This window comes from Streptomyces caniscabiei (genome assembly GCF_014930365.1).
GTDB lineage: Bacteria > Actinomycetota > Actinomycetes > Streptomycetales > Streptomycetaceae > Streptomyces > Streptomyces caniscabiei.
The window spans coordinates 1-22254 of sequence record NZ_JABXWI010000027.1; the positions used below are offsets into that span (position 1 = coordinate 1).

The 22254-nt window shown below is 73.4% G+C and carries 20 protein-coding genes and 1 riboswitch; of the genes, 7 read left to right on the forward strand and 13 right to left on the reverse strand.

The annotated features are described in order from the left end of the window. Positions 1 to 50 precede the first annotated feature (50 nt). The 9 genes from HW837_RS42970 to HW837_RS43010 all read right to left on the reverse strand — a co-directional run bounded on the left by HW837_RS42970 (position 51) and on the right by HW837_RS43010 (position 10674). Positions 51 to 224, reverse strand: coding sequence for a hypothetical protein (locus tag HW837_RS42970; protein ID WP_193382731.1), 174 nt, complete (start codon positions 222 to 224; stop codon positions 51 to 53). A 50-nt stretch (positions 225 to 274) separates the two neighbouring features. Next, a complete protein-coding gene (locus HW837_RS42975) occupies positions 275 to 2026 on the reverse strand; it encodes an IucA/IucC family protein (RefSeq protein WP_193380118.1) in 1752 nt (583 codons plus the stop codon). Beyond that, positions 2027 to 3220: an MFS transporter gene (locus tag HW837_RS42980; RefSeq protein ID WP_045555697.1), complete on the reverse strand. Its 1194-nt coding sequence runs from the start codon at positions 3218 to 3220 to the stop codon at positions 2027 to 2029. Beyond that, the gene (locus tag HW837_RS42985) at positions 3217 to 5016 is read right to left on the reverse strand and encodes an IucA/IucC family protein (protein ID WP_177261751.1); all 1800 of its coding nucleotides are present in this window, start codon (positions 5014 to 5016) and stop codon (positions 3217 to 3219) included. Before HW837_RS42985 ends, HW837_RS42980 begins: the two co-directional genes overlap by 4 nt. 68 nt (positions 5017 to 5084) lie before the next feature. Then, on the reverse strand, positions 5085 to 6284 hold the full coding sequence (locus HW837_RS42990) for an ATP-grasp domain-containing protein (RefSeq protein WP_045555698.1): 1200 nt from the start codon (positions 6282 to 6284) through the stop codon (positions 5085 to 5087). 88 nt (positions 6285 to 6372) lie between these two features. Next, positions 6373 to 7389, reverse strand: a complete 1017-nt coding sequence (locus tag HW837_RS42995) for an ABC transporter substrate-binding protein (protein ID WP_045555699.1) — start codon at positions 7387 to 7389, stop codon at positions 6373 to 6375. A 48-nt stretch (positions 7390 to 7437) separates the two neighbouring features. After that, entirely contained in the window at positions 7438 to 8259 is an 822-nt protein-coding gene (locus tag HW837_RS43000) for an ABC transporter ATP-binding protein (protein ID WP_045555700.1), read from the reverse strand. Positions 8260 to 8605: 346 nt separating this feature from the next. Then, positions 8606 to 9652, reverse strand: a complete 1047-nt coding sequence (locus tag HW837_RS43005; RefSeq protein ID WP_045555701.1) for an iron chelate uptake ABC transporter family permease subunit — start codon at positions 9650 to 9652, stop codon at positions 8606 to 8608. Then, positions 9649 to 10674, reverse strand: a complete 1026-nt coding sequence (locus HW837_RS43010) for a FecCD family ABC transporter permease (RefSeq protein WP_319678063.1) — start codon at positions 10672 to 10674, stop codon at positions 9649 to 9651. The genes HW837_RS43005 and HW837_RS43010 overlap by 4 nt, the downstream gene beginning before the upstream one ends. A gap of 212 nt (positions 10675 to 10886) precedes the next feature. Between HW837_RS43010 and HW837_RS43015 the strand changes: the two genes are divergently transcribed. Together HW837_RS43015 and HW837_RS43020 are read left to right on the forward strand one after the other, a co-directional pair. After that, positions 10887 to 11744 carry a (2Fe-2S)-binding protein gene (locus tag HW837_RS43015; protein ID WP_045555703.1) on the forward strand — a complete coding sequence of 286 codons (858 nt, stop codon included), beginning with the start codon at positions 10887 to 10889 and terminating at the stop codon, positions 11742 to 11744. A gap of 143 nt (positions 11745 to 11887) precedes the next feature. After that, positions 11888 to 13993 carry a glycoside hydrolase family 43 protein gene (locus HW837_RS43020; protein ID WP_193380264.1) on the forward strand — a complete coding sequence of 702 codons (2106 nt, stop codon included), beginning with the start codon at positions 11888 to 11890 and terminating at the stop codon, positions 13991 to 13993. Here HW837_RS43020 and HW837_RS43025 read toward each other — a convergent pair. Then, positions 13980 to 14915 (reverse strand): endonuclease/exonuclease/phosphatase family protein, encoded by a 936-nt coding sequence (locus HW837_RS43025; protein ID WP_237314358.1) that lies wholly within the window; start codon positions 14913 to 14915, stop codon positions 13980 to 13982. The genes HW837_RS43020 and HW837_RS43025 overlap by 14 nt on opposite strands. A 95-nt stretch (positions 14916 to 15010) precedes the next feature. Beyond that, a complete protein-coding gene (locus HW837_RS43030; protein ID WP_045555704.1) occupies positions 15011 to 15370 on the reverse strand; it encodes an ArsR/SmtB family transcription factor in 360 nt (119 codons plus the stop codon). A 170-nt stretch (positions 15371 to 15540) separates the two neighbouring features. Between HW837_RS43030 and HW837_RS43035 the strand changes: the two genes are divergently transcribed. Next, positions 15541 to 16878: an MFS transporter gene (locus tag HW837_RS43035; protein WP_193380117.1), complete on the forward strand. Its 1338-nt coding sequence runs from the start codon at positions 15541 to 15543 to the stop codon at positions 16876 to 16878. A gap of 24 nt (positions 16879 to 16902) precedes the next feature. Here HW837_RS43035 and nicT read toward each other — a convergent pair whose 3' ends face one another. After that, positions 16903 to 18027, reverse strand: a complete 1125-nt coding sequence (nicT, locus tag HW837_RS43040; RefSeq protein WP_193380116.1) for a Nickel transporter NicT — start codon at positions 18025 to 18027, stop codon at positions 16903 to 16905. Positions 18028 to 18247: 220 nt separating this feature from the next. Continuing rightward, positions 18248 to 18430: riboswitch (cobalamin riboswitch) on the forward strand. 30 nt (positions 18431 to 18460) lie between these two features. Here nicT and HW837_RS43045 point away from each other — a divergent pair. The 4 genes from HW837_RS43045 to HW837_RS43060 are packed head-to-tail and all read left to right on the forward strand — an operon-like array spanning position 18461 to position 21385. Next, a complete protein-coding gene (locus tag HW837_RS43045) occupies positions 18461 to 19186 on the forward strand; it encodes an energy-coupling factor ABC transporter permease (RefSeq protein WP_045555707.1) in 726 nt (241 codons plus the stop codon). Continuing rightward, entirely contained in the window at positions 19183 to 19758 is a 576-nt protein-coding gene (locus HW837_RS50520; RefSeq protein WP_193380115.1) for an energy-coupling factor ABC transporter substrate-binding protein, read from the forward strand. The genes HW837_RS43045 and HW837_RS50520 overlap by 4 nt, the downstream gene beginning before the upstream one ends. A gap of 5 nt (positions 19759 to 19763) precedes the next feature. Beyond that, on the forward strand, positions 19764 to 20513 hold the full coding sequence (cbiQ, locus tag HW837_RS43055; protein WP_045555709.1) for a cobalt ECF transporter T component CbiQ: 750 nt from the start codon (positions 19764 to 19766) through the stop codon (positions 20511 to 20513). Further along, the gene (locus tag HW837_RS43060; protein ID WP_045555710.1) at positions 20510 to 21385 is read left to right on the forward strand and encodes an energy-coupling factor ABC transporter ATP-binding protein; all 876 of its coding nucleotides are present in this window, start codon (positions 20510 to 20512) and stop codon (positions 21383 to 21385) included. The genes cbiQ and HW837_RS43060 overlap by 4 nt, the downstream gene beginning before the upstream one ends. On the opposite strand, the gene HW837_RS43065 is transcribed toward HW837_RS43060, so the two are convergent. Next, complete coding sequence (locus HW837_RS43065; RefSeq protein WP_045555876.1) at positions 21367 to 22155, reverse strand: amidohydrolase family protein; 789 nt, start codon at positions 22153 to 22155, stop codon at positions 21367 to 21369. The genes HW837_RS43060 and HW837_RS43065 overlap by 19 nt on opposite strands. Positions 22156 to 22254: the final 99 nt, after the last annotated feature.

Sequence of the window (22254 nt, forward strand, 5' to 3'; positions counted from 1 at the left end):
GTGAAAGCGAACAAGCCCCACGGGGCTTCCCACGTTTCCTAGGCCTACCGTCAAGCCTCAGGTGGGACCAGAACGTCGTGCATCAGCTGGGACCCGACAGGGAGCATCTCGCGCACGTAAGCGGCGTGCTCCCGCAGGGCCGTCAAGTCGTAGACGTAGGCGGGGAGTTCGGCGGGCGAGAGGGCGAGGACCCGGTCGCGCACGGCGGGGGTGGGGAGGGTCATCGTGGACTCCTGGCTCATGACGCGCCGGCGGCTCGTGCGGGGCTGGTGGTTCACCGGGGGCTCCAGCGCAGGACGTCCTCGGCGAGGGGTGAGGGCAGACGGACGTAACCGGCCTCGCGGTCGGCCTTGCGTTCCCAGCGGGTGAGGAGGTTGGTCTTGGCGGGGAGCGGGACGCCCGCCAGGAGGGCGGCGAGACGGGGCGGGCAGCCCTCCTCGTCGGCGTGGTCCCGGATGGCCGCCCGGACCGCGGCCCACAGGTCGGCCTCGGTCTCCGGGTGCAGGTCGGCGAGCGCGGCGAGCAGTTCGGCGACGTGGTTGACGAGCAGGCAGTACACCACTCGGTCCCAGCCGCGCCGGGCGTCGTACGACAGGGGGCCCGCCACCTCGGGCGGGAGCGCGGCGAGGGTGTCGGCGTGGTGCTCGGGGACGAGCTTGGTGCCCTCCAGGTCGCGGAAGAGGACCTGGGCGGGCATCCCGTCGCCGTCGACGCAGATCAGGACGTTCTGGAGGTGGGGTTCCAGGACGAGGCCGTGGTCGAAGTAGGCGGCGAGCACGGGCGGGACGAGCAGCCGCAGATACGCCTGCCACCAGTGCAGGGCGGTCCGCGGGCCGGCCCCGTCGAGCAGGCGGGAGACGTGGGCGGCGCTGGTCGGATACTCGTCGGCGACGGCGGCCGCGAGCAGCGGGGTCGTGCCCGGCAGCAGCCGCCGGGACAGGCCCTCGCGGACGATGACGCCGAAGCCTTCGAGGAGGGACCGGTCGGGGGTGCCGTCGGGGCCGGGCAGGGCGAGGCTGCGGTAGGCGGGTTCGCGGAGCATCGCGCTGCCGGGGAAGCGGGTCTGCAGGTCGGTGAGGGCGGGGGCCAGCACGCGGGTGAGGGCGACGGCGCCGGAGAGTTCGTAACTGGCGTTCTTGCGCAGGCAGTTGGTGATGCGGACGTTGAGGCTGAACTTCAGGAAGGTGTCGCCGTCGAAGAGGGTGCGGACGGAGGCGGTGGCCGCGTACTCCCGGCCGCCGGGACCCAGGTCGAGGATGTCGCCGCGGCCCAGCGCCTCACGCAGCAGCCGGTGTTCGCGGAGCATCGCGTACTGCCAGGGGTGGGCGGGCAGCACCCGGTAGCCCTCGGGGACGTCGGCTCGTTCCCGGTCGAGCACGGCGGTGGCGCCCGCCTCGGCGCTCTCCTCGGCGATCAGGTGGTCGCGGACGGCGAGGTGGCGCAGCGGGAAGGAGGCGCCGGCCTCGGGGGCGTACGACTGCCAGGCGTCCGCGTCGCCCGTGCGCGCCTTGGGAGTGGGGTGGAAGCGGTGGCCGAAGAGCAGCGACTGCTCGGAGGTGAGGTAGTCCGGCCGCCCGTGGGAGGTGGTGGCGCGCGGGCCCGGCGCGGCGGACTCACGGCCCGCGCGCTCACCGGCCGCGCGGCCCGCGAGCGCGGTGGCGACGGTGCGGTGGCTGGAGTCGATCTGGTGCAGGAACTCGTCGTTGCGGACCCCGGTGCGCAGCGACAGTTCGTCGTGCGTGTACTCGGCGAGCCGGCGCCAGTCGAGCGGGGTCCAGCCGGTGTCGGACTGCTCCTGGACGGGGCCGGTGAAGCGGTGGGCGCCCAGCAGCGACGTGCGCCGCAGGGCGACCCGGAGGAGGAGGCCGCGGCGGGGCAGGCGGAGCAGGAGGTGACCGTCGATGACGGCGGTCTGGTGTTCGGGGCCGGACACCTCGCGCAGCAGGCAGTTGAGGAGGGTGTGGGCCACCGCGTCGTCGGCGGTGGGCAGGTGGGTGGTACCGAGCGAGTCGGTGAGCGGGGGCATTCAGTGGCTCCAGCGGGTACGCGGATGTGGGGGAAGGAGGGTCGCGAAGACGGTGAGTGCGGCTATGCCGCCGCCTATGAGCACCGGGGCGGCGGGCCCGAACCGGGCGCTGCCCACGGCGGCGGTCACTCCGGCGGCGACGGCGCCGGCCTTGGAGAAGAACTCCAGGGAGCCGAACATCCCGCCGGGGGCGCGGCCGCGGGCGCAGTCGGCCGCCAGGACCGACAGACCGACCATGCCGAAGGTGAGTCCCGCGCCGAGGACCAGCCGTACGGCGACGAGGCCCGGCAGGGTGTCGGCGACGCCGTGTCCGGCGAGGCCCAGGGCGATCAGCGCGAAGCCGAGGGCGATGCCGTGCCGGGGCCGGGTGCGGACGGCGCGGTGCACCGCCAGGGCGGTGAGCAGGTAGCACAGGTGCGGCAGGGCGAAGAGCAGGCCGGACAGGGCGGCGGAGGCGCCGGGGAGGCGTTCCTGGACGAGGGAGATCAGATAGGGGAAGGAGATCACGGTGGAGAACACGAAGGCGAACTCCAGGGCGTAGAGCCGCCGCAGGGCGGCCCTGGGAGCGGGGTCGGCGACTACTCGCTCGCGCCCGTCCGTCTCCTCGGCCTCGGCCGGTTCGGGCAGCGCGGCCAGCAGCAGGGCGGCGGCGAGCGGGAGCAGGGCGAGGAGGGCGTACTGGCGGTGCGGGGAGAGCCACGGGGACAGCGCGCCGACGACGATCGGGGCGAAGACGAGGGCGGCCCGCGCGCTGCCCTGCATCAGGGTCAGCGCCCTCGACAGCCGCGGACCGTCCAGGGCGGCGCCCAGATAGCCGTTGGAAGCGGCGAACGTGCCGCCCAGGATGCCCTGGAGCACCAGCGCCGCCGTGAACATGGTGAGCGAGTCGGCCCAGCCCGCCAGCAGGAAGGAGACGGCGAGGCCCAACTGGGCCCGCAGCAGCAGCCGTTTGCGTCCGAAGCGGTCGGCGAGCCGCCCCCACAGGGGTGCCGCGAGCGCGCTGAACACGGTGGGCACGACGTACAGCACACCCGCCCAGCGGCCTGCGCGGTCGCCCAGTTCGGGCAGGATCTGGGTGAAGTACGGCGGCAGCCCCAGCGCGGCGAACGACGCCACGAAGTAGCAGGCGGCCACGGCGTGCACCTGCCGGCGGCCGAACGCGGGGCGCGACACCGCGAGCGCCTCGGCGGTCATGCCGAACCACCCTCCCCCAGCAGGTAGTTGGGGCCGGTGGTGTAGTGCTTGTTGATGTCGGCGGCGCCCGACCGCGCCTTGCTGAGCAGGGTCCCGGCGGTCACCATCGCCTTCACGGGCAGCTCGGGAGCGTTCAGCACCCGCGCCCGCAGGACGTCCGCCGTGTCCCCGCCGAGGCGGTCGACGGCCTCGGTGAGGCGGTCGCGGACCAGACGCAGCAGTTCGGCCAGCGGGGCACGGCCGTGCCGGGCCAGACCGAACGCGTAGGCGCCGGCGCAGAGGTGGACGGTGATGGTGGTGAACAGGTCGGCCACCGCCCGGTCGTCGGTGGTGAAGGTGCGGGCGTCGTCGAAGCCCCAATTCCCCCCGTCCGCACCGAGCCTGGCGGCCAGGCGGGCGCGGTTGACGCGGGGCCCGTCGTTGTCCTTCAGCAGCAGGCGCAGGTCGCCGGGGTCGGGGCCGAACACCAGGGAGATGTTCTGCTGATGCGATTCCAGGGCGATGCCGTAGCCGAAGAGCGTGGTCTGCCAGTCGAACAACAGGGTGAGCACGGCGTCGAGCAGCGCGAGCGGGTCGCCGCCGTGGTGGCGGTCGGCGAGATGGTCGACGACCAGACGTCCGTCGGGGGCCTCGGCGAGGAGGGCGGCCATGGGGACGACGGCGCAGTCGTCGAGGTCCGTCGGGTAGCGGCGGCACAGGACGGCGAGCAGTTCGTGTCCGGCGTGCGCGTACACCGTCTCGTCGGCGTGCAGCACCCGGCCCCGGAAGCGGGGCTCGCGGTCGGTCACCGCCGCCAGCAGCCCCTGTCCGGCGGCACCGTCGATCAGGGTCCCCGGCTTGATGGACCGCTTGTTGCGCAGGCCCAGGGTGGCGGTGGCCAGGGGCAGTTTGAGGTGCAGGGAGGGGGCGGAGGCGGGGGCGACCGTACGCATGGACAGGGTGGGGACGACCGGGAGGTACGCCCGGTCGGCGAGGACGGCCCGGTCCGCGAGCCCGGCCTCGCGCAGTGCCGCGTCCAGGGGCGCGCCGACGGTCAACGGGTGGACGGGCAGGGTGACATGGGTGTGGTCGAGGTCCGCGAGTCCGAGCCCGGAGGGGGTGGGCCAGCCGTCCGGGAGGTCCCCGGCGACGGTGACGGCCTCCCTGGGCAGGGCGAGCCACTGGAGCGCGAACGTCGGGTGGAACTCGGGTGCGTGGTCCCGCAGTTGCCGCTCGTCGAGGCCGGAGCGGCCGCGTGCGGTCGGGTAGACGGGGTGGTCGAGGCGCGCCGCGAGCGTCTCGTACGCCAGGCCGCCGCGCAGCCCCGTCCAGTCGGCGAGGTCGTCGCCGTAGAGGTCGGTGAGCCCCTCGGCGATCTCCTGTGCCGTCTCCTCGTGCAGCCGCATCGTCGCGAGGGTCTGACGGCACTCCTCGGTGAAGGCGTCGAAGCCGGCGCGGTCGGCGGGGTCGGCCAGGGCGCGCAGGGCGGCGAGAGCGGTGTCGCAGGTGGGGAGGTGGGTGCCGTCCGACTCCCGGACGAGCAGGGGCAGTCGGGCGGTGAAGGGGTGCTGGAAGCCGTCCTCGGTGACCGGGAGGAGGAGGGCGTCGTCGCCGTCGGGGGCGGGCAGGCGCAGCCAGGGGCCGTCCGGCAGGTCGACGCGCGTACTGCGGGTGCGCAGGCCCACGACGTCCTCGCGGAGGAGGGCGCCGAGCACACGGGTGAGCAGGTCGGCCTCGGTGGTGTCGGCGGGGGTGGCCGAGGGGCCGGCGGCGGTCTCGGGGGCCGCTGCGGTCTCGGGGGTGCTCTCCGGGGCCACGGTGGTCACGGCTGTCGCGGCGGTCACGGCTGTCAAGGCCGTCACGGCGGTCACGGCGGTCACGGCGGTCACGGCTGGATCTCCCAGCGTCGGTCGGCGAGGAAGTCCGCCACCGCCCGGTCGACGCTCCGCTGACCGGTGCCGGTGGCGCGGAGGACGCCGAGGTAGTCGCGGTTGGTCCGGTACAGCTCGTGGTGCTCGCCGGGCACACGCAGCGGGCGGTACGTCAGACGCACCCCGTCGACGGTGACGTCGGTCGCGGCGGGAGCGGCGACGAGGGTGCCGGCCCGGTCGGCGCAGGGGTACTCCAGACGGGCCGCGCCGTCGCGCCGGATGCCCAGGTCGTCGGGGAGCGGCTCGCCGAGGTGGGTGCGGAGGATGTGCTCGAACAGCGGGATGTCGAGGAGCTGGGCAAGCAGCAGATCGCACTGGTCGCCGATGGCACGGTAGTTGACCTCGATGATGCGGGCCCGGCCCTCGTGGACGACGAACTCGGTGTGACAGGCGCCGAACCCGACTCCCAGCGCGTCGAGTTGGGCGAGCACCTGCGCGACGACCGGTTCGGGGTGGGCCGGGACGAAGGTGAGCCGCTCCTCGATGAAGTACGGCGGCGGGGACAGCTCGGTGTGGAAGCCGCCGAGCACATGGCGGACGCGGCCGTCGCCGAGGGTCTCCAGGGTGTACAGCTCCCCGGGCAGGTACTCCTCGACGACGAGGGTGGCGCCAGGCCGACGGGACAGGATCTCCTCGGCGCGTGCCACGAGGTCCTCGGCGGTGTCGACGAGCACGACGTCCTCGCTGGCGACGCCCTCGCGGGGCTTGACGACCAGGGGGTAGGGGGCGTCGACGACGAGTCGGCCGGTGAGGTCGGCCGCGGCGGTGATCTCGGCGGACCACACCGTGTCCACGTCGGCCGCGGCGAGGTGGCGGCGCATCTCGCCCTTGTCCTTGGCCCGCAGGGCGGCCCGCCAGTCCTTGCCCGGGAGGTCGAAGTAGTGGGCGGCGAGGGCGGCCTGGGTCTGGAGGTGGTCGCTGTTGGTGAAGACCGCGTCGGGCCGGTGGTGGCGGGAGATCCGGGTGATGACGGCGCGGTGGTCCCGTACGTCGCAGTGGAGGATCTCGATCCCGGGACGGTCCGGGTACGCCGCGCGGTGCGCGTCGGACTGGTCGGTGAGGAGGGTGATGTCCAGGCCCAGCCGGGCGGCGGCGGGCAGGAAGCCCTCGGTGACGGAGTCGGTGGGGTTGAGGGCGAGCAGGTACAGGCGCATGGGGTGGTGCACGGCTTCCGCTAGCGGGTGGGGGGTGGGGCGGGGCGGGCCCGTCTCGTGGTGGGGCCCGCCCCGGGTACCGCGGGGGTTACTGCTTCGGGAGTTCGACGCCGGTCGCCTTCGCGATGTCGGCGAGCATCTCCTCGGCGGCCTGGACGCCGATGCCGGACATCCAGGTCTCGTCCGGGACCTCGTGGACCTTGCCGTCCTCGACGGCGGGCAGGTCCTTCCAGACCGGGTTGGAGGTGACCTGCTTCTGCTGGGTCTTGTCCGGGGTGTCGGCGGTGGTGACGAAGATGAGGTCGGCGTCGGCCTGGTCGATCTCCTCGGGGCTGACGTCCTTCATGGTCACGGCCGGGTCGTCGGAGATCTGCGACTTCGGGCGCTGGAAGCCGACGTCGTCCAGGACGACACCGCTGTAGGAGTTGGAGGCGTAGAGCCGGGTCGGGCCGGCGACGAAGCGGACGACGGAGACGGTCGGCAGGGCGCCGTCCTTCTTCTCGATCGCCTCACCGAGCGCCTCGGCCCGCTGCTCGTACTCCTCCAGCTCGGCCTCGGCCTCGTCCTCCAGCCCCAGCGCCTCGGCGTGGACCTTGAGGTTCTCCTTCCACACACCACCGGTGGTCTCGGTGAAGACGGTCGGGGCGATGGCGCTGAGCTTGTCGTAGACCTTCTCGTGCCGGACCTTGGAGGACAGGATCAGGTCGGGCTCGAGAGAGGCGATCTTCTCCAGGTTCGGCTCCAGGAGCGGGCCTACGTCCGTGGTGTTCTTGAGGTCGCCCTCCAGGTACGTGGGGAAGCCGCCCTCCGTCTTGAAGTGCGGGGCGACGGCGCCGACCGGGTCGACGCCGAGCAGGGTGACGTCGTCGAGTTCGCCGGTGTCGAGGACGACGACCTTCTTGGGCTGCGCCGGGATCTTGACGTCGCCCATCACGGTCTTGAGGGTGCGGGGGAAGGCGGCGCCGTCGGCACCGGCCTGTGCGGCGTCGTCCGTCGTGGTCGTGTCGGAGTCGCCGCAGGCGGCCAGGAGGCCCGTGCCGAGGACGACGGTGAGCAGCACGGCGGTGGGACGGCCGAATCCGCGCAGGGGTGATCGCTTGAGCATGAGGGGGTGGTCTTTCTCGGTGAGGGGGTGAGGGGTGGGGCGGGTCGGTCAGGCGGTGGCGGGCGCGGTGGTGTGCCGTGCCGCGCCGCTCTTCGGGACGACCAGCGGTGTGCCGGTCTCCGGGTCGGGGATGACCCGGCAGTCCACGTCGAACACGGACTTGACCAGGTCCGCGTCGAGCACCTCGGCCGGTGGGCCGGCGGCGGCGAGGCGCCCGTCCTTGAGCACGACCATGTGGTCGGCGTAACGGGCGGCCTGTCCGAGGTCGTGCAGCACCATGACGACGGTGCGGCCGGCCTCGGCGTGCAGGGCGGCGACCAGGTCGAGGACGTCGAGCTGGTGCCGGAGATCGAGGAAGGTGGTCGGTTCGTCGAGCAGGAGCAGTTCGGTGTCCTGCGCCAACGCCAGGGCGATCCAGGCGCGTTGGCGCTGTCCGCCGGAGAGTCTGTCGACGGGCTGGTCGCGCAGCGCGGTGGTGCCCGTGCGGTCCAGGGCCTCGTCCACGGCTCGCTGGTCGGCGGCGGACCAGGGGCTCAGCAGGCCTTGGTGGGGGTAGCGGCCGAGCCGGACGAGCGCCTCGACGGTGATCGCCTCGGGGGTGACGGGCTGCTGCGGCAGCAGTCCCATCCGCAGGGCGAGGGCGCGGGCCGACATGCGGTGGATGTCGGAGCCGTCGAGGGTGACCGTACCGGCGGTGGGGGCGAGCAGGCGGCTGAGCCCTCTCAACAGGGTCGATTTGCCGCAGGCGTTGGGGCCGACGATCGCGGTCACGGCCCCGCCGGGCAGGGTCAGGTCGAGCCCGCCGACGACTGTGCGGTCGCCGTAGCGCAGGTCGAGGTGGTGGGTGGAGAGTTGGTTGGTGGGGGTCATGTGGGGCGGGCTCCTGGGGGCGGGGGGGGGGGGGCGCGGTTCGTGGGGAGTGCGTGGGGTTCGTCGGCGGGTGCGGCTCCGGTGGGGGCTGGTCGCGCAGTTCCCCGCGCCCCTGAAAGACCAGGCCCCTGCGGGCCTGCAAGACCAAGGCCCTGCGGGCCTGAAAAGCGACCGGGCTGCGGGCCTGAAAAGCGACCGGGCTGCGGGCCTGGTAACCGACGGGGCTGCGGGCTGAAAAGCACGGGGCGCAGCCCCTGCTTTTCAGGGGCGCGGGGAACTGCGCGACCAGCCCCCACCGGAGCCGCAGCCGCCGACGAACCCCACGCACCCCCTACGAACCGCGCCCTCACACCCCCCTCCGCACCGGCGCGCTCTGGCGGAGCATCAGCACCAGCAGCCACGGCGCCCCCAACGTCGCCGTCACGGCGCCGACCGGCAGGCCCTCCACCGGGAGGACGTGCTGGACGACGAGGTCCGCGGCAAGGAGGAGAACCGCCCCGGTGAGCGCCGCCAGCGCGAGCGTCGCCGCCGTCGGTGGGCCGGTGAGGAAGCGGACGATGTGCGGGACGGCGAGGGCGACGAAGGTGACCGGCCCCGCGAGGGCCGCCGCCAGCGAGGCCAACGCGACCGCGACGAGGAGCAGTTGGAGGCGGGCGGCGGAGGTGTCGAGGCCGAGCGCCCCCGCCGAGTCGTCGCCGAGGTCGAGCACGGCGAGACGGCGGTGGGTGACCAGCGCGGCGGCCAGGGCGAGCAGCACGGCGGCGCCCGCGCCCCAGACCTCCGTCCAGGTGCGGCCGTACACCGACCCGGTCGTCCACTGGAGCGCCGAGCCCGCGAGTTCGGCGGGGAAGCGCACGATCATCAGGTTGACCGCGGCGGCGAGGCCCGCCTGGACGGCGAGGCCGGTGAGGACGAGGCGGGTGACGGCGAGCCCGGACCGCCAGGCGAACACCCCGAGGAGCAGCGCGGCCAGCAGGCCCCCGGCCAACGCGCCCAGCGGGATGAGGAGTTGGGAGGCACCGGCGGCCAGCAGGGCGACCGCGCCGAGCGAGGCCCCGCCGGTCACCCCCATCACGTCCGGGGAGGCGAGGGGGTTGCGGAACAGCCGTTGCAGGACGCAGCCCGCCGCCCCCAGGCCCGCGCCGGCCACGACGGCGGCGACGGCGCGCGGCGCCCGGAACTCCCTCACCACCAGGACGTCGCCCGGATCGCCGAACCCGAGCAGCGCGCGGAGCGCCACGGAGGCGGGCATGTTCATCTCCCCCGTGGAGACGGCGACCGTGACCAGCGCGAGGAGGGCGAGGAGGCCGGTGGCGCCGTACGCGAGGAGGCGGGGCCGGCCGGGCGGGCGGTGCGTGCCGGGGCGTACGGCCGCCTTGTGCGTCAGGGTCATCGGGCGGCCTTCCGGGCGAGCAGGGCCAGCAGGGGCGCGCCGAGGAACGCGGTGACGATGCCGACCTCCAGTTCCGCGGGGCGGATGACCAGGCGGCCGAGGATGTCGGCGGTGAGCAGGAGCAGGGGGCCGGCGACGAGGCAGCCGGGGACGAGGAGGCGGTGGTCGCCGCCGAGGAGGGGGCGGACGAGGTGGGGCGCGGCGAGGCCGATGAACGCGACCGGGCCGGCGACGGCTACGGCGGAGCCGGCGAGGAGGACGACCGCGAGGCCTCCGGCGAGCCGGATGCGGGTGACGGGTACGCCAAGCGCCTGGGCCGAGTCGTCGCCCAGGGCGAGGGCGTTGAGGGCGGGCGCGACGGCCGCGGCGAGCAGCAGGCCAACAGCCAGGGACGGCAACACCGGCCAGAGTGTGTCGAGTTGGCGTCCCGCGAGCGAGCCCGCCAGCCAGAAGCGCGCCTCGTCCAGGGTGCGCTGACTGGCCAGCATGACGGCCGAGGTCCAGGACAGCAGCACCAGTTGGAGCACCGTGCCGCCGAGGGCGAGCCGTACGGGGTCGATGTCCCCGGCGCGGCGGGCCAGCGCCTGGGCGAGGACGGCCGCGGCGGCGGCCCCTGCGAAGGCGAACCACACGTATTCGACGGGGTCGGTGAGTCTCAGCGCGAAGATGGCGACGACGACCGCGAACCCCGCACCCGCGTTGATGCCCAGGGTGGTTGGGGAGGCGAGCGGGTTGCGGGTGATCCCCTGGGCCACGGCGCCCGCGACGCCGAGGGCGGCGCCGACCGCGAGGCCGATGACCGTGCGCGGAAGCCGAAGTCCCGTCACCACCAGGGCGTCCCGGCCCTCCGCGTGTCCGGACAGCGCGTCGAGCACGGTGGACAGGGGGACGGAACGGGCTCCGAGGGCGAGGCTCAGCGCGGCGCCCAGCGCCAGCGCGCCGATTCCGCCGAGGAACAAGGGCAGGTGCCTCAGGGCACGTGAGGGCGCGCCGGTCGGCGCGACCCCTTCGGTCGCAGTCACGAAACGTGAGCTTAGGTTAGGCATGCTTTAGCTTTCAACGGCTGTGAGCTCACTGTGATCCACAACGCCCTTGATCAACTCGTAAGTAACTTTGCTGGTCAACGACGTACACGACTACTTCACACCCCACTTGGTCATCAGCGCGTGATCTTGCAGCTAAGGTAAGCCTTACCTCCTCGACTCGCCAAACCCTTCACGCTCTGGAGTTACCGATGACCGTGGCCCACCTGGAGACCGCCCAGGCCGACACCGCCACGTCCGTCCCGGTGCTCCTCTCGGCGGCCTACCGCCGCCTGGACGCGACGTGCGAGGCGCTGTCCGTACGGATCGGCGGACCCGGACGATCGGCGGACGGTTCGGCCGGGCGAACCGTCGGCCTGACGGACGGTCAGGAGGACGTCGAGGCCTTCGTGGAGGCGGAGGCCGCCCGCATCCGGGAGCGTCACGACCACACCGCGCCCCGGCACGTCGCCGCCTCCCGCGCCCTGCACGACTACGCCTGGTCGGTGTCCCTGCTGATGAGCGGCGTGTGGTACCTGGAGCGGCGCGTGCCCCGGATCGCCCCCGGCGACATACGGATCGACCTCGCGTCGGGCGCGTTCGAGGTCGCCCCCGGCACCGATCTGGTCTGCCTCCCGGATGACCCGGCCGCCCTGCTGCCCGGCACCCGGACGGTCGCCCACCCGGAGGCGCTGCGCGCCGAGTTGAGGGCGGCCGTGGCGGACCACATGGGTCCGGTGCTGGAGGCGATGGGCCCGTACGCCCGCCGGGGCTCGCGCGCGCTGTGGGGGCTGGTCTCCGACGACCTGGTCTCCGGCCTCTGGTACCTAGGGCGGACCCGCGGCGACGAGGCCGCCGGTGTGCGGGCCGCCTCCGCGGTCCTGCCCTCCGCGCACGCGCCCTTCCCGGGCGGGGCCGACTTCCGCTCCCTGCGCACGGACGACGGACGCGAGCACCCGACCCGCACCCGCATGGGCTGCTGCCTCTACTACACGATCCGCCCGGCCGAGGCCTGCTCCACCTGTCCGCGGACCTGCGACGCGGAGCGGCTGCGCCGGCTGGAGGGCTGACCGCGCGCGAGCCCGCCCTCCCCGAAACTTTCGCTGTCACCCCGGACCCCTGCGCCGATTGACGCCACTCGGCGCAGATAGCAACACTCTTCGACGGGGTTTCCCACAGGAACTGTCAAAAGGTCGCAGCCTTGGAGGTCGGCTTGCAGGACTACGCCGGATACGTCTTCGTCTACTTCACCGGCGAGGACAGCCCGGAGGGCGAGCGGATCCGGTTCGCGCTCAGCCGGGGTGACGACCCGCTGCGCTGGCGTGAGCTGAACGGCGGCGCGCCGCTGCTCACCTCGGACCTCGGGACGGGCGGGCTGCGCGATCCGTTCCTCGTGCGCGACCCCGACGGCGACCGGTTCCATCTGATCGCCACCGATCTCCGGATGCACGGCGAGCCGGACGGCGACTGGGACCGGGTGCAGCGCACCGGATCCACCTCGCTCATGGTCTGGGAGAGCACCGATCTGGTGCGCTGGACCGACCGCCGACTGGTGCGCGTCGCCCCTGACACGGCCGGCAACGTCTGGGCGCCCGAGGCCTGTTACGACCCGGAGCTCGGCGCGTTCGTCGTCTTCTGGGCGTCGAAGCTGTACGCGGAGGACGACCCGGAGCACACGGCCGACACCCACAACAGGATGCTGTACGCGACCACGCGTGACTTCCGCGTCTTCAGCGAGCCCCGGCTGTGGAACGACCCCGGCCACTCGGTCATCGACTCGACGGTCGTCCGGCACGACGACGCCTACTACCGCTTCACCAAGGACGAGCGCGGCAACTCCCCCGCCGCGCCCGGCGGCAAGTTCATCACCGTGGAGAAGTCGAAGGGGCTGCGCGACACCTCGTACGACTTCGTCGCCGACCGGATGGGCCACGGGGCCGTCGAGCAGGGCGAGGGGCCGATCGTCTTCAGGTCGAACACGGACGACCGCACCTGGTACCTGTTCGTCGACGAGTTCAGCGGGCGCGGCTATGTGCCCTTCGAGACCACCGACCTGGACTCCGGCACGTGGACGCCGTGTGCGGAGTTCGCGCTGCCGCCCGGCGCGCGGCACGGCTCGGTGCTGCCGGTGACCCGGGCCGAGTACGAGCGGCTCCTCACCGGGTTCGCGCCACCCGCGTCCGTCGTCGACGTACATGTGCCGGAGGGCCTGAAGGCGTACGCGCTCGTCGACGACGTCGCGTCGAAGGTCGTCCTGCCGGTGCACCCGGAGACCGAACTCGGCTCCCTCGCCCCGGAGTTCGACCTGTCGGCGGGCTCCCGGATCGAGCCCGCGTCGGGCACCCCGCTCGATTTCCACACTCCGCAGCGCTACACCGTCACAACGGCCGACGGGACTTCCCGCACCTGGACGGTGGAGGCGGTGGCGATGCGCAGCCCGCTGCTGCCGGGGCTGTACGCCGACCCCAACATCCAGGAGTTCCACGGCCGTTACTACGTCTATCCGACGACGGACGGCTTCGAGGGCTGGGGCGGCACCCGGTTCGAGGTGTTCTCCTCCGACGACCTGGTCACCTGGGAGAACCACGGCGTCGTCCTCGACCTGGAGTCGGACGTGAGCTGGGCGGACCGCCACGCCTGGGCGCCGGCCGCCGCGGAACGCGACGGGTCGTACTACTTCTACTTCTGCGCCGACCAGCAGATCGGCGTGGCCGTCTCCGACAGCCCGACCGGCCCCTTCCGGGACGCCCTGGGCCGGCCGCTCATCGCGCGCGACGACTACCCGGGCCAGATGATCGACCCGGCCGTCTTCACGGACGGCGACGGCACCGCGTATCTCTACTGGGGCAACACCGAGGCGTACGGCGTCCCGCTCGACGCCGACATGGTGTCCTTCGACCCGGCGCGGGTGCGGCGGTTCACCCCGGAGGACTTCCGCGAGGGGGCCTTCGTCGTCGAACGGCGGGGCGTCTACTACTACATGTGGTCGGAGGACGACACCCGCAGCGAGGACTACCGCGTCGCCTACGCCACCGGCCCCACCCCGCTCGGCCCGTGGACCGAGAAGGGGGTGATCCTGCGCAAGCGCCCGGAGTACGGGATCCTCGCCACCGGCCACCACACGGTGGTGAACGTCCCCGGCACCGACGACTGGTTCATCTGCTACCACCGGTTCGCGATCCCGGGCCCCGGCACCCCGCGCGGTGACGGCGTCCGGCGGGAATCCACCCTGGACCGGCTGGTGTTCGCGGCGGACGGCTCGATCGAGGAGGTCGTGCCGACGCTGGAGTCCATCGACCCGGTGGTCAGCCGAGATTGACCCGGGCGACGACCGGCAGATGGTCGCTGCCGGTGGCGGGCAGGGCGCGGATGTCGGCGACGGTCGCCGAGCGGGCCATGACCTGGTCGATCCGGGCGAGCGGGAGACCGGCGGGGTAGCTGAAGGCGAAGCCGCGCTCCGCCACGTTCATCCGCGCGGTGAGCGGCGCGAGACCGCGGTCGTCGACCGTGCCGTTGAGGTCGCCCAGCAGGATCACCGGGTCCCGCGTCTCGGCGGCGACGGCCCGGCCCAGCAGACCGGCGCTCTCGTCACGCCACCGCGACGCGAGGCCGCCCGCCCCGACGCGGACCGACGGCAGATGGGCGACGTACACCGCGATGTCGCCGTGCGGGGTGCGGGCCGAGGTCCTGAGCCCTCGCCTCCAGTCCGCCGTGATCCCCGCGGGCTTGATGTCCAGCGGGCGGGTGCCGGTGAGCGGATGCCGCGACCAGAGCCCGACGGTGCCCCGGACCGCGTGGTGCGGGTACTCCGCGGCGAGGGTCCTCTGGTAGGCCGGCAGTGCCGCGGGCACCAGCTCCTCCAGCGCGATGAGGTCGGGCCCGGCGTCGGCCAGGGCGCGGGCGGTGCCCTCCGGGTCGGCGTTCTCGTCGCTGACGTTGTGCTGCACCACGACCAGCTCGCGCGGACCGGGCCGCGCACCGGGCAGCAGCAGCCCGCCGAAGGTGTACGTCCAGGCCGCCACCGGCAGCAGGAGAGCCAGCAGCGCGACGGCCGAGCGGTGCAGCAGACCCACGGCCAGCAGGACCACGGCGATCAGGCCGAGCCACGGCAGGAACGCCTCCAGCAGACTGCCCAGCCGGCCCACGGAGTTGGGTACCGAGCGGGGGAACAGCACGAGCCCGGCGGTCAGCACGGCCACGACGGCGCTCGCCCGTCCGGCACCACGGCGGTCCGGCCGCACGCGCGGGCTGTCCGGCCGCACGCGCGCGGCGTCCGGGGCGGGCCGCGTCGGCGGGCCGGGCGGGGACGGCGGGTCTTCGGCGGTCACGGTCGTCCTCAGTCGTGCGGTGCCTGGCCGCTGACCCGGTGGTCCGCGTGGCTGAGCGCCTCCACGACCAGGCGCCTGAGATGCCCGTCGGCGAGGCTGTAGTGGATGTGCCGCCCTTCGCGCCGGGTGTCCACGAGGCCGGCGAGCCGCAGCTTCGCCAGATGCTGGCTGACGGCCGTGCGGGACGCCTCACAGCGGTCGGCCAGTGAGCCTACGTCCGACTCGCCCTGCGCGAGCAGCCACAGCAGATGCAGCCGGGTGACGTCGGAGAGCATCGCGAACACTCCGGTCGCCTCGGTGAGCCGTGCGCTGTCGGGGGCGCGCAGATGCGCTCCGGACGCAGGTGACACGGCGTGGCGTTCAGGCATGCGCCCAGCGTAGGCGCTCCGCTGGGGGCATGGGGGCACGGGCGGCGTGGAGGGCCGTCTTTCGTCCGCGGGTCCGTGGGGGCTGGTCGCGCAGTTCCCCGCGCCCCTTCGGGGCGCTCACTCTCCGCCGTCATGTGCGCAAGTGCGCACATGACGGCTATCATCGGCTCATGTTTGCCGTCCTGCGTCAGCGTGCCTATCGGCGGCTCTTCGTCGCGCAGGTCGTCGCCCTGGTGGGCACCGGGCTCGCGACCGTCGCGCTCGGGCTGCTGGCGTACGACCTCGCGGGCGCCGACGCCGGGTCCGTCCTCGGTACGGCTCTCGCGCTCAAGATGGTGGCCTACGTGGTGATCGCCCCGGCCGTGGGCGCGGTCGCCGACCGGCTGCCGCGCCGGGCGCTCATGGTGACGGCCGACCTGGTGCGCGCGGGGATCGCCGTGTCGCTGCCCTTCGTCGGCGAGGTCTGGCAGGTCTATGTCCTGGTGTTCCTCCTCCAGTCCGCGTCGGCCGTGTTCACGCCCACGTTCCAGGCCGTCATCCCCGATGTGCTGCCCGAGGAACGCGACTACACGCGGGCCCTGTCCATGTCCCGGCTCGCCTACGACCTGGAGAGCCTCTTCTCCCCCGCCCTCGCGGCCGCGCTGCTGTCCGTCATGACCTACGACGGGCTGTTCACCGGCACGGTCCTCGGTTTCCTCGGCTCGGCCGCGCTGGTGGTCTCGACCGCCCTGCCCGAGCGGGCCGCCGGCGCCGCCCCGCGCACGGGCGGCGCGTTCGCCAGGGCCACCGCCGGCACACGCCTCCTCCTGGGCGTGCCCGAGCTGCGGGCCCTCATCGCCCTGAACCTGGCGGTGGCGGCGGCCGGGGCGATGGTGACGGTGAACTCCGTCGTCTACGTCCGCGAGGTGCTGGGCCTGTCGGCGGGCGCCCTGCCGCTGGCGCTCGGGGCGTACGGGGCCGGGTCGATGGCCGTGGCGCTGGCGCTGCCCCGGGTGCTGGACAAGGTGCCGGACCGGGCCGTGATGCTGCGGGCCGCGCTCTCGCTGGCCGTCGTCTTCGCCGGGCTCGGGGTCGTCACGGGCGCACACGGCGGCAGTTGGCGGCTGCCGGGGCTGCTGGTGCTGTGGGCCGCGTTCGGTGCCGCGTGCTCGGCGGTGCTCACTCCGACCGGGCGGCTCGTCCGCCGCTCGGTGGCGCCCGGGGAGCGTACGGCCGCGTTCGCCGCCCAGTTCTCCCTCTCGCACGGCTGCTGGCTGCTGACGTATCCGCTGGCCGGCTGGCTGGGGGCGGCGGCCGGGCTGAACTGGGCGGTGCTCGCCCTGGGTTCACTCGCCCTGGGCGGCGCGCTGCTGGCCGTACGGCTGTGGCCGGCGGCAACGACGGCCGACGCGGCCCATGTGCACGCCGACCTCCCCGCCGGTCACCCCCATCTGGTGGGCGCCCGGCGCGTCCCGACCGGGTGGTGGCACACCCACGACCACCTCACGGACGGGCTGCACGCCCGCTAGGTCAGGACAAGGGCCAGGACGGGGCTAGGACGCCGTCCACTTCTCCTCGATCCGCGCGAACCGCCAGACCAGCAGGGCGACCGCCCAGGTGGCGAGGAAGAGGGCGACGACGACATAGCCGACGGTGTTGAGGTCGAGCCCCGCGACCCCGTCCCAGAAGGTGCCGTGCAGACGGGCCTTCTCGGCGACGAGGCCGAGGAGTTCGGCCGTGCCGACGACGAGGGCGACGGCCACGGACAGACCCGTGATCACCAGGTTGTAGTAGACCTTGCGGACCGGGCGGGAGAACGCCCAGCCGTAGGCGAAGTTCATGAACGTGCCGTCGACGGTGTCGAGGAGGGACATCCCGGCGGCGAACAGGACGGGCAGGCACAGGATCGCGTACCAGGGCAGCCCGGAGGCGGCGCCCGAACCGGCGAGCACCAGGAGCGCGACCTCCGTCGCCGTGTCGAAGCCGAGGCCGAAGAGCAGGCCGACGGGATACATCTGCCAGGGCTGGGTGAGGGACCGCATCAACCGCCCGAGGAGCCGGTTCATCAGGCCCCTGCTGTTCAGCCGTTCCCCCAGCGCGGCCTCGTCGAAGGTGCCCGAACGCAGCTCACGGAACACCTTCCAGATCCCCACCATGATCACCAGGTTGACGACGGCGATGGCGTACAGGAACGTCCCCGAGACGGTGGTGCCGATCCAGCCGGTCACGTCGTGCAGTGTGGAGTCGCCGTCGCGGACCGGTCCGGCGAGCGTCTTGACGCCGAGGGTGAGCAGGAACGTGAGGGCGAGCACGATCGAGGAGTGGCCGAGGGAGAACCAGAAGCCGACCGACAGCGGGCGTCGCCCCTCCCCCATCAGTTTGCGGGTGGTGTTGTCGATGGCGGCGATGTGGTCGGCGTCGAAGGCGTGCCGCATGCCCAGGGTGTAGGCGGTGACGCCCATGCCGATGCCGAAGGATCCGCTGCCGACGCTGTAGTGCTCGGGGGCGACGATCACCACCAGGGTGAACCAGCCGACGAGGTGCAGCGCCAGGATGAACCCGGCCATCCCGCCGAGGCTCGCCCACTCCTTGCGCGTCATCGAGGCTCGGATCCGCCGCCAGGAGAGACCGCCCGTCCCGGCGGTGGCCGAGGGGGCGGTGTCGGTACCAGGAGCCATGGGGCGTGCGCCTTCTCTTCGTCCGTGGGGTCAGGCCGGGTCGGGTCCCCTCAGCGTTGTGCGCCGTGTTGGCAGCTGCAAGTACGTCGCAGTAAAGCTCCCGTCTGCTTTCGGTCAGGTCGGCCATCTCGGCGTGGCGCTGGGCGTGCGCCGGGGTGTGAGCTGGTGCACGGCGCCTGCGCGCCCCTCGTCTCCGCTTGTCAGCCTCCTTGTCCGGGCACTACTGTCACCACGCCTTGGTGAACGGGAAATCCGGTGTGATGCCGGTGCGGCCCTCGCCACTGTGATCGGGAAGTCCGGCTCCGGTCCTCACGGACAGCCACTGGGTCTTCGGACCCGGGAAGGCGGAGCACGGGCGGTGTCACCCGTAAGCCAGGAGACCGGCCAAGGCACGTCAACCATCCACGAGGTGCTGGAGAGGGTCTGCTGAGCCATGCACATAGCCGAGGGTTTCCTTCCTCCGGCGCACGCGATCGCCTGGGGTGTCGCGTCCGCGCCGTTCGTCGTCCACGGAGTCCGGGCACTCACCCGTGAGGTCAGGGAGCATCCCGAGAGCACGCTGCTGCTCGGCGCCTCGGGGGCCTTCACCTTCGTCCTGTCCGCGCTGAAGCTCCCGTCGGTCACCGGGAGTTGCTCCCACCCCACCGGCACCGGTCTCGGTGCCATCCTGTTCCGGCCGCCGATCATGGCGGTCCTCGGCACCATCACCCTGCTCTTCCAGGCACTGCTGCTGGCACACGGCGGTCTGACCACGCTCGGCGCCAACGTCTTCTCGATGGCGATCGTCGGCCCCTGGGCGGGGTACGGCATCTACCGGCTGCTGCGACGCTTCGGCGTGCCGCTGATGGTGACGGTGTTCTTCGGCGCGTTCGTCGCCGACCTGGTCACCTACTGCGTCACCAGTGTGCAGTTGGCGCTCGCGTTCCCCGACCCGAGCAGTGGATTCCTGGGCGCGCTCGGCAAGTTCGGCTCCATCTTCGCCGTCACGCAGGTCCCGCTCGCGGTCAGCGAAGGTCTGCTGACGGTGCTGGTGATGCGTCTGCTGGTGCAGTCGAGCAAGGGCGAACTGACCCGGCTGGGCGTGCTCCTGACCGGGCGGCGCGACCGCACCGGGGCCGAGACGGAGACCGAGACCGACGCGGAGACGGTGGCCCGATGAACCGGAACACGAAGATCAACGTACTGCTGCTGCTCGCCGTGGCCGCGCTCGCCGTGCTGCCGCTGGCCCTCGGTCTCGGCGACCACAAGGAGGAGCCCTTCACGGGCGCCGACGCCGAGGCGGAGACGGCGATCACGGAGATCGAGCCGGACTACGAGCCGTGGTTCTCCCCTCTCTACGAGCCGCCGTCCGGTGAGATCGAGTCGGCGCTCTTCGCCCTCCAGGCCGCCCTCGGCGCGGGGGTACTCGCCTACTACTTCGGCATCCGCCGGGGCCGGCGGCAGGGCGAGGCCCGGGTGCGGGCACTGCTGGACGCGGCCGACGGGACGGGCCCGGCTCCGGCAGGGCCGGCGGAGGAGACGGTCGCGGCGTCCACCGCGTCCTCGGCGTCCTCGGCGTCCATGGCGTCCACGGCGTCCACGGCGGGCGTGTCCGTCACGGCGGCTGCGAGTGCCCCGGCAGCCGCGGGGGCCTCGAAAAGCACGTCCGGCGCGTCCGGCGCGTCCGGCGCGTCCGGCGGTGAAGGCCCGTCGTCCGGTGGCTCCGGGGAGCCCCCCGCCGGGCGGGGCTGACGCGGGTGCTGCCGATCGACGCGGCGGCGCACAGCAGTCGCTGGCGCCGCCGCCATCCCGTGGACAAGGCCGTGCTCGGGCTCGGTCTCACCGTGCTCGCGATCTCCCTGCCGCCCTGGCCCGGCGCCGCCCTGGTCCTGCTGACCGCGCTCGTGGTGCTGCTGGGCCCCGCGGGCGTGCCCGGCCGTCGGCTGTGGCGGGCCTACCGGGTGCCGCTGGGCTTCTGCGTGACCGGAGCCCTGCCGCTGCTCGTCCAGGTCGGCGGACCCGACGGGTTCGTCACCCTCGCCGACGGCGGCCCGGTCCGCGCGGCGGAACTGCTGCTGCGCACCTCGGCCGCCTCCCTCGGCGTCCTCCTGTTCGCCTTCACCACCCCCATGTCGGACCTGCTGCCCCGGCTCGTGAAGGCCGGGGTGCCCGCACCGGTCGTGGACGTGGCCCTGGTCACCTACCGGATGAGCTTTCTGCTCCTGGACTCCGTGCGCCGGATCCGGGAGGCGCAGGCGGCCCGCCTGGGGCACACCACCCGGGCCGCCACCTGGCGTTCCCTCGCCGGGCTCGGCGCCACCGCGTTCGTCCGGGCCTTCGACCGGGCGGCCCGGCTGCAGACCGGGCTCGCCGGCCGCGGGTACGACGGCACCCTGCGCGTCCTGGTGCCCGAGGCCCGGGTCTCCGCACGCTTCACCGCGGCCAGTGTCGCGCTCCTCGCGGCCGTGGCCGCCCTCACCCTCGTCCTGGAAAGGCCGCTGACATGAGCGAGCCCGTGCTGGTCTCCCTACGGGGCGCGTCGTTCGCGTACGAGGACGGGCCGACCGTGCTGAGCGACCTCGACTTCGACGTGTGCGAGGGGCGCGCGCTCGCCCTGCTGGGCCGCAACGGGAGCGGAAAGACCACGCTGATGCGGCTGCTCAGCGGCGGACTGCGGCCCCGTACCGGCGAGTTGACGGTCGAGGGGCGGCCGGTGACGTACGACCGCACGGGCCTCACCCGGCTGCGGACGACGGTCCAGCTGGTCGTGCAGGACCCGGACGACCAGCTCTTCGCGGCGTCCGTCGCGCAGGACGTGTCGTTCGGACCGCTGAACCTCGGGCTGTCCGACGCGCAGGTGCGGGCCCGGGTCGACGAGGCGCTCGGCGCGCTCGGCATCGCCGCCCTCGCCGACCGGCCCACCCATCTGCTCTCCTACGGCCAGCGCAAGCGGACCGCCATCGCCGGGGCGGTCGCGATGCGGCCCCGGGTCCTGATCCTCGACGAGCCGACCGCCGGGCTCGACCCCGACGGGCAGGAACGGCTCCTGGCCACCCTGGACGAGCTGCGCCGGTCCGGCACCACCGTCGTGATGGCCACCCATGACGTCGACCTCGCGCTGCGCTGGGCCGACGACGCGGCGCTGCTCACCCCGTCGGGCGCGCGCACCGGCCCGGTGGCCGAGATGCTCGCCCGCACGGATCTCCTCCAGCAGGCGGGGCTTCGGCTCCCCTGGGGCGTGGCGGTCGCCGGACTGCTGCGCGGACAGGGGCTGTTGGCCGAGGAGGAGGCGGGTCCGCGCACACCGGACGAGCTGGCGGCCCTGGCGGGGGCGGACACCGGGCACGGGCCGGCGCTGCCTCAGATCCGCAGGCCGTAGACGCGGACGGCGGTGCCCGCGAAGACCTCCCGGTGTTCCGCCTCGCCGAGTCCGGACATCAACGCGTCGGCCACGTCCAGGACTTCGGCGTAGTCGGAGGCGAGTTGGCAGACCGGCCAGTCGGAGCCGTACATCAGCCGTTCGGGACCGAAGGCGTCCAGCACGGTGTCGGCGTACGGGACGAGGTCCGCGACCCGCCAGGAGTGCCAGTCGGCCTCCGTGACCAGGCCGGAGAGCTTGCACACGGTGTTCGGCAGGGCCGCCAGCCGCCGGATCTCCCCCGCCCACGGCTCCAGTTCACCGGAGGCGACGGGCGGCTTCCCCAGGTGGTCGAGGACGAAGGTGAGTTCGGGGAGGCCGGCCGCCGCCTCCACGGCGGCCGGGAGCTGGTGGGGCTTGACCAGGAGGTCGTAGACGAGTCCCGCGTCGGCGACCGCGGCGAGGCCCCGCCGGACGTCCGGGCGGGTCAGCCAGCGCGGGTCGGGTTCGCCCTGCACCTGGTGGCGGATGCCCACCAGGTGCTTCCCGCCGGGGCCCTCGCGCAGTGCGGCCAGGGCGTCGGCGACGGCGGGTGAGGTGAGGTCGGTCCAGCCGACGACACCGGCGACCACGTCGCTGCCGGCGGCGAGCGCCAGGAACTCGGGGGTCTCCTCGGGCACGGTGATCGTCTGGACCAGGACCGTGGCGGTCACACCGGCGATGCTCGCGGCGGACTCCAGCTGGTGGAGGGTGAAGTCGCGGCGCAGCGGGGCGAGTTCGGGCCCGGTGATCCAGTTCTGGTCACGGACGGAGAGGTCCCAGACATGGTGGTGGGCGTCGACCGTCCAGGCGCCCGTGTCGTCCGTGTCGTCCCTGTCCTCGCTGTCGTC

Excerpts from the sequence above, each read along its gene's own strand:
- HW837_RS42970 (WP_193382731.1), bottom strand. The coding sequence starts at position 224 with ATGACCCTCCCCACCCCCGCCGTGCGCGACCGGGTCCTCGCCCTCTCG.
- HW837_RS42975 (WP_193380118.1), bottom strand. The coding sequence starts at position 2,026 with ATGCCCCCGCTCACCGACTCGCTCGGTACCACCCACCTGCCCACCGCC.
- HW837_RS42980 (WP_045555697.1), bottom strand. The coding sequence starts at position 3,220 with ATGACCGCCGAGGCGCTCGCGGTGTCGCGCCCCGCGTTCGGCCGCCGG.
- HW837_RS42990 (WP_045555698.1), bottom strand. The coding sequence starts at position 6,284 with ATGCGCCTGTACCTGCTCGCCCTCAACCCCACCGACTCCGTCACCGAG.
- HW837_RS42995 (WP_045555699.1), bottom strand. The coding sequence starts at position 7,389 with ATGCTCAAGCGATCACCCCTGCGCGGATTCGGCCGTCCCACCGCCGTG.
- HW837_RS43000 (WP_045555700.1), bottom strand. The coding sequence starts at position 8,259 with ATGACCCCCACCAACCAACTCTCCACCCACCACCTCGACCTGCGCTAC.
- HW837_RS43005 (WP_045555701.1), bottom strand. The coding sequence starts at position 9,652 with ATGACCCTGACGCACAAGGCGGCCGTACGCCCCGGCACGCACCGCCCG.
- HW837_RS43015 (WP_045555703.1), top strand. The coding sequence starts at position 10,887 with ATGACCGTGGCCCACCTGGAGACCGCCCAGGCCGACACCGCCACGTCC.
- HW837_RS43030 (WP_045555704.1), bottom strand. The coding sequence starts at position 15,370 with ATGCCTGAACGCCACGCCGTGTCACCTGCGTCCGGAGCGCATCTGCGC.
- HW837_RS43035 (WP_193380117.1), top strand. The coding sequence starts at position 15,541 with ATGTTTGCCGTCCTGCGTCAGCGTGCCTATCGGCGGCTCTTCGTCGCG.
- nicT (WP_193380116.1), bottom strand. The coding sequence starts at position 18,027 with ATGGCTCCTGGTACCGACACCGCCCCCTCGGCCACCGCCGGGACGGGC.
- HW837_RS43045 (WP_045555707.1), top strand. The coding sequence starts at position 18,461 with ATGCACATAGCCGAGGGTTTCCTTCCTCCGGCGCACGCGATCGCCTGG.
- HW837_RS50520 (WP_193380115.1), top strand. The coding sequence starts at position 19,183 with ATGAACCGGAACACGAAGATCAACGTACTGCTGCTGCTCGCCGTGGCC.
- HW837_RS43060 (WP_045555710.1), top strand. The coding sequence starts at position 20,510 with ATGAGCGAGCCCGTGCTGGTCTCCCTACGGGGCGCGTCGTTCGCGTAC.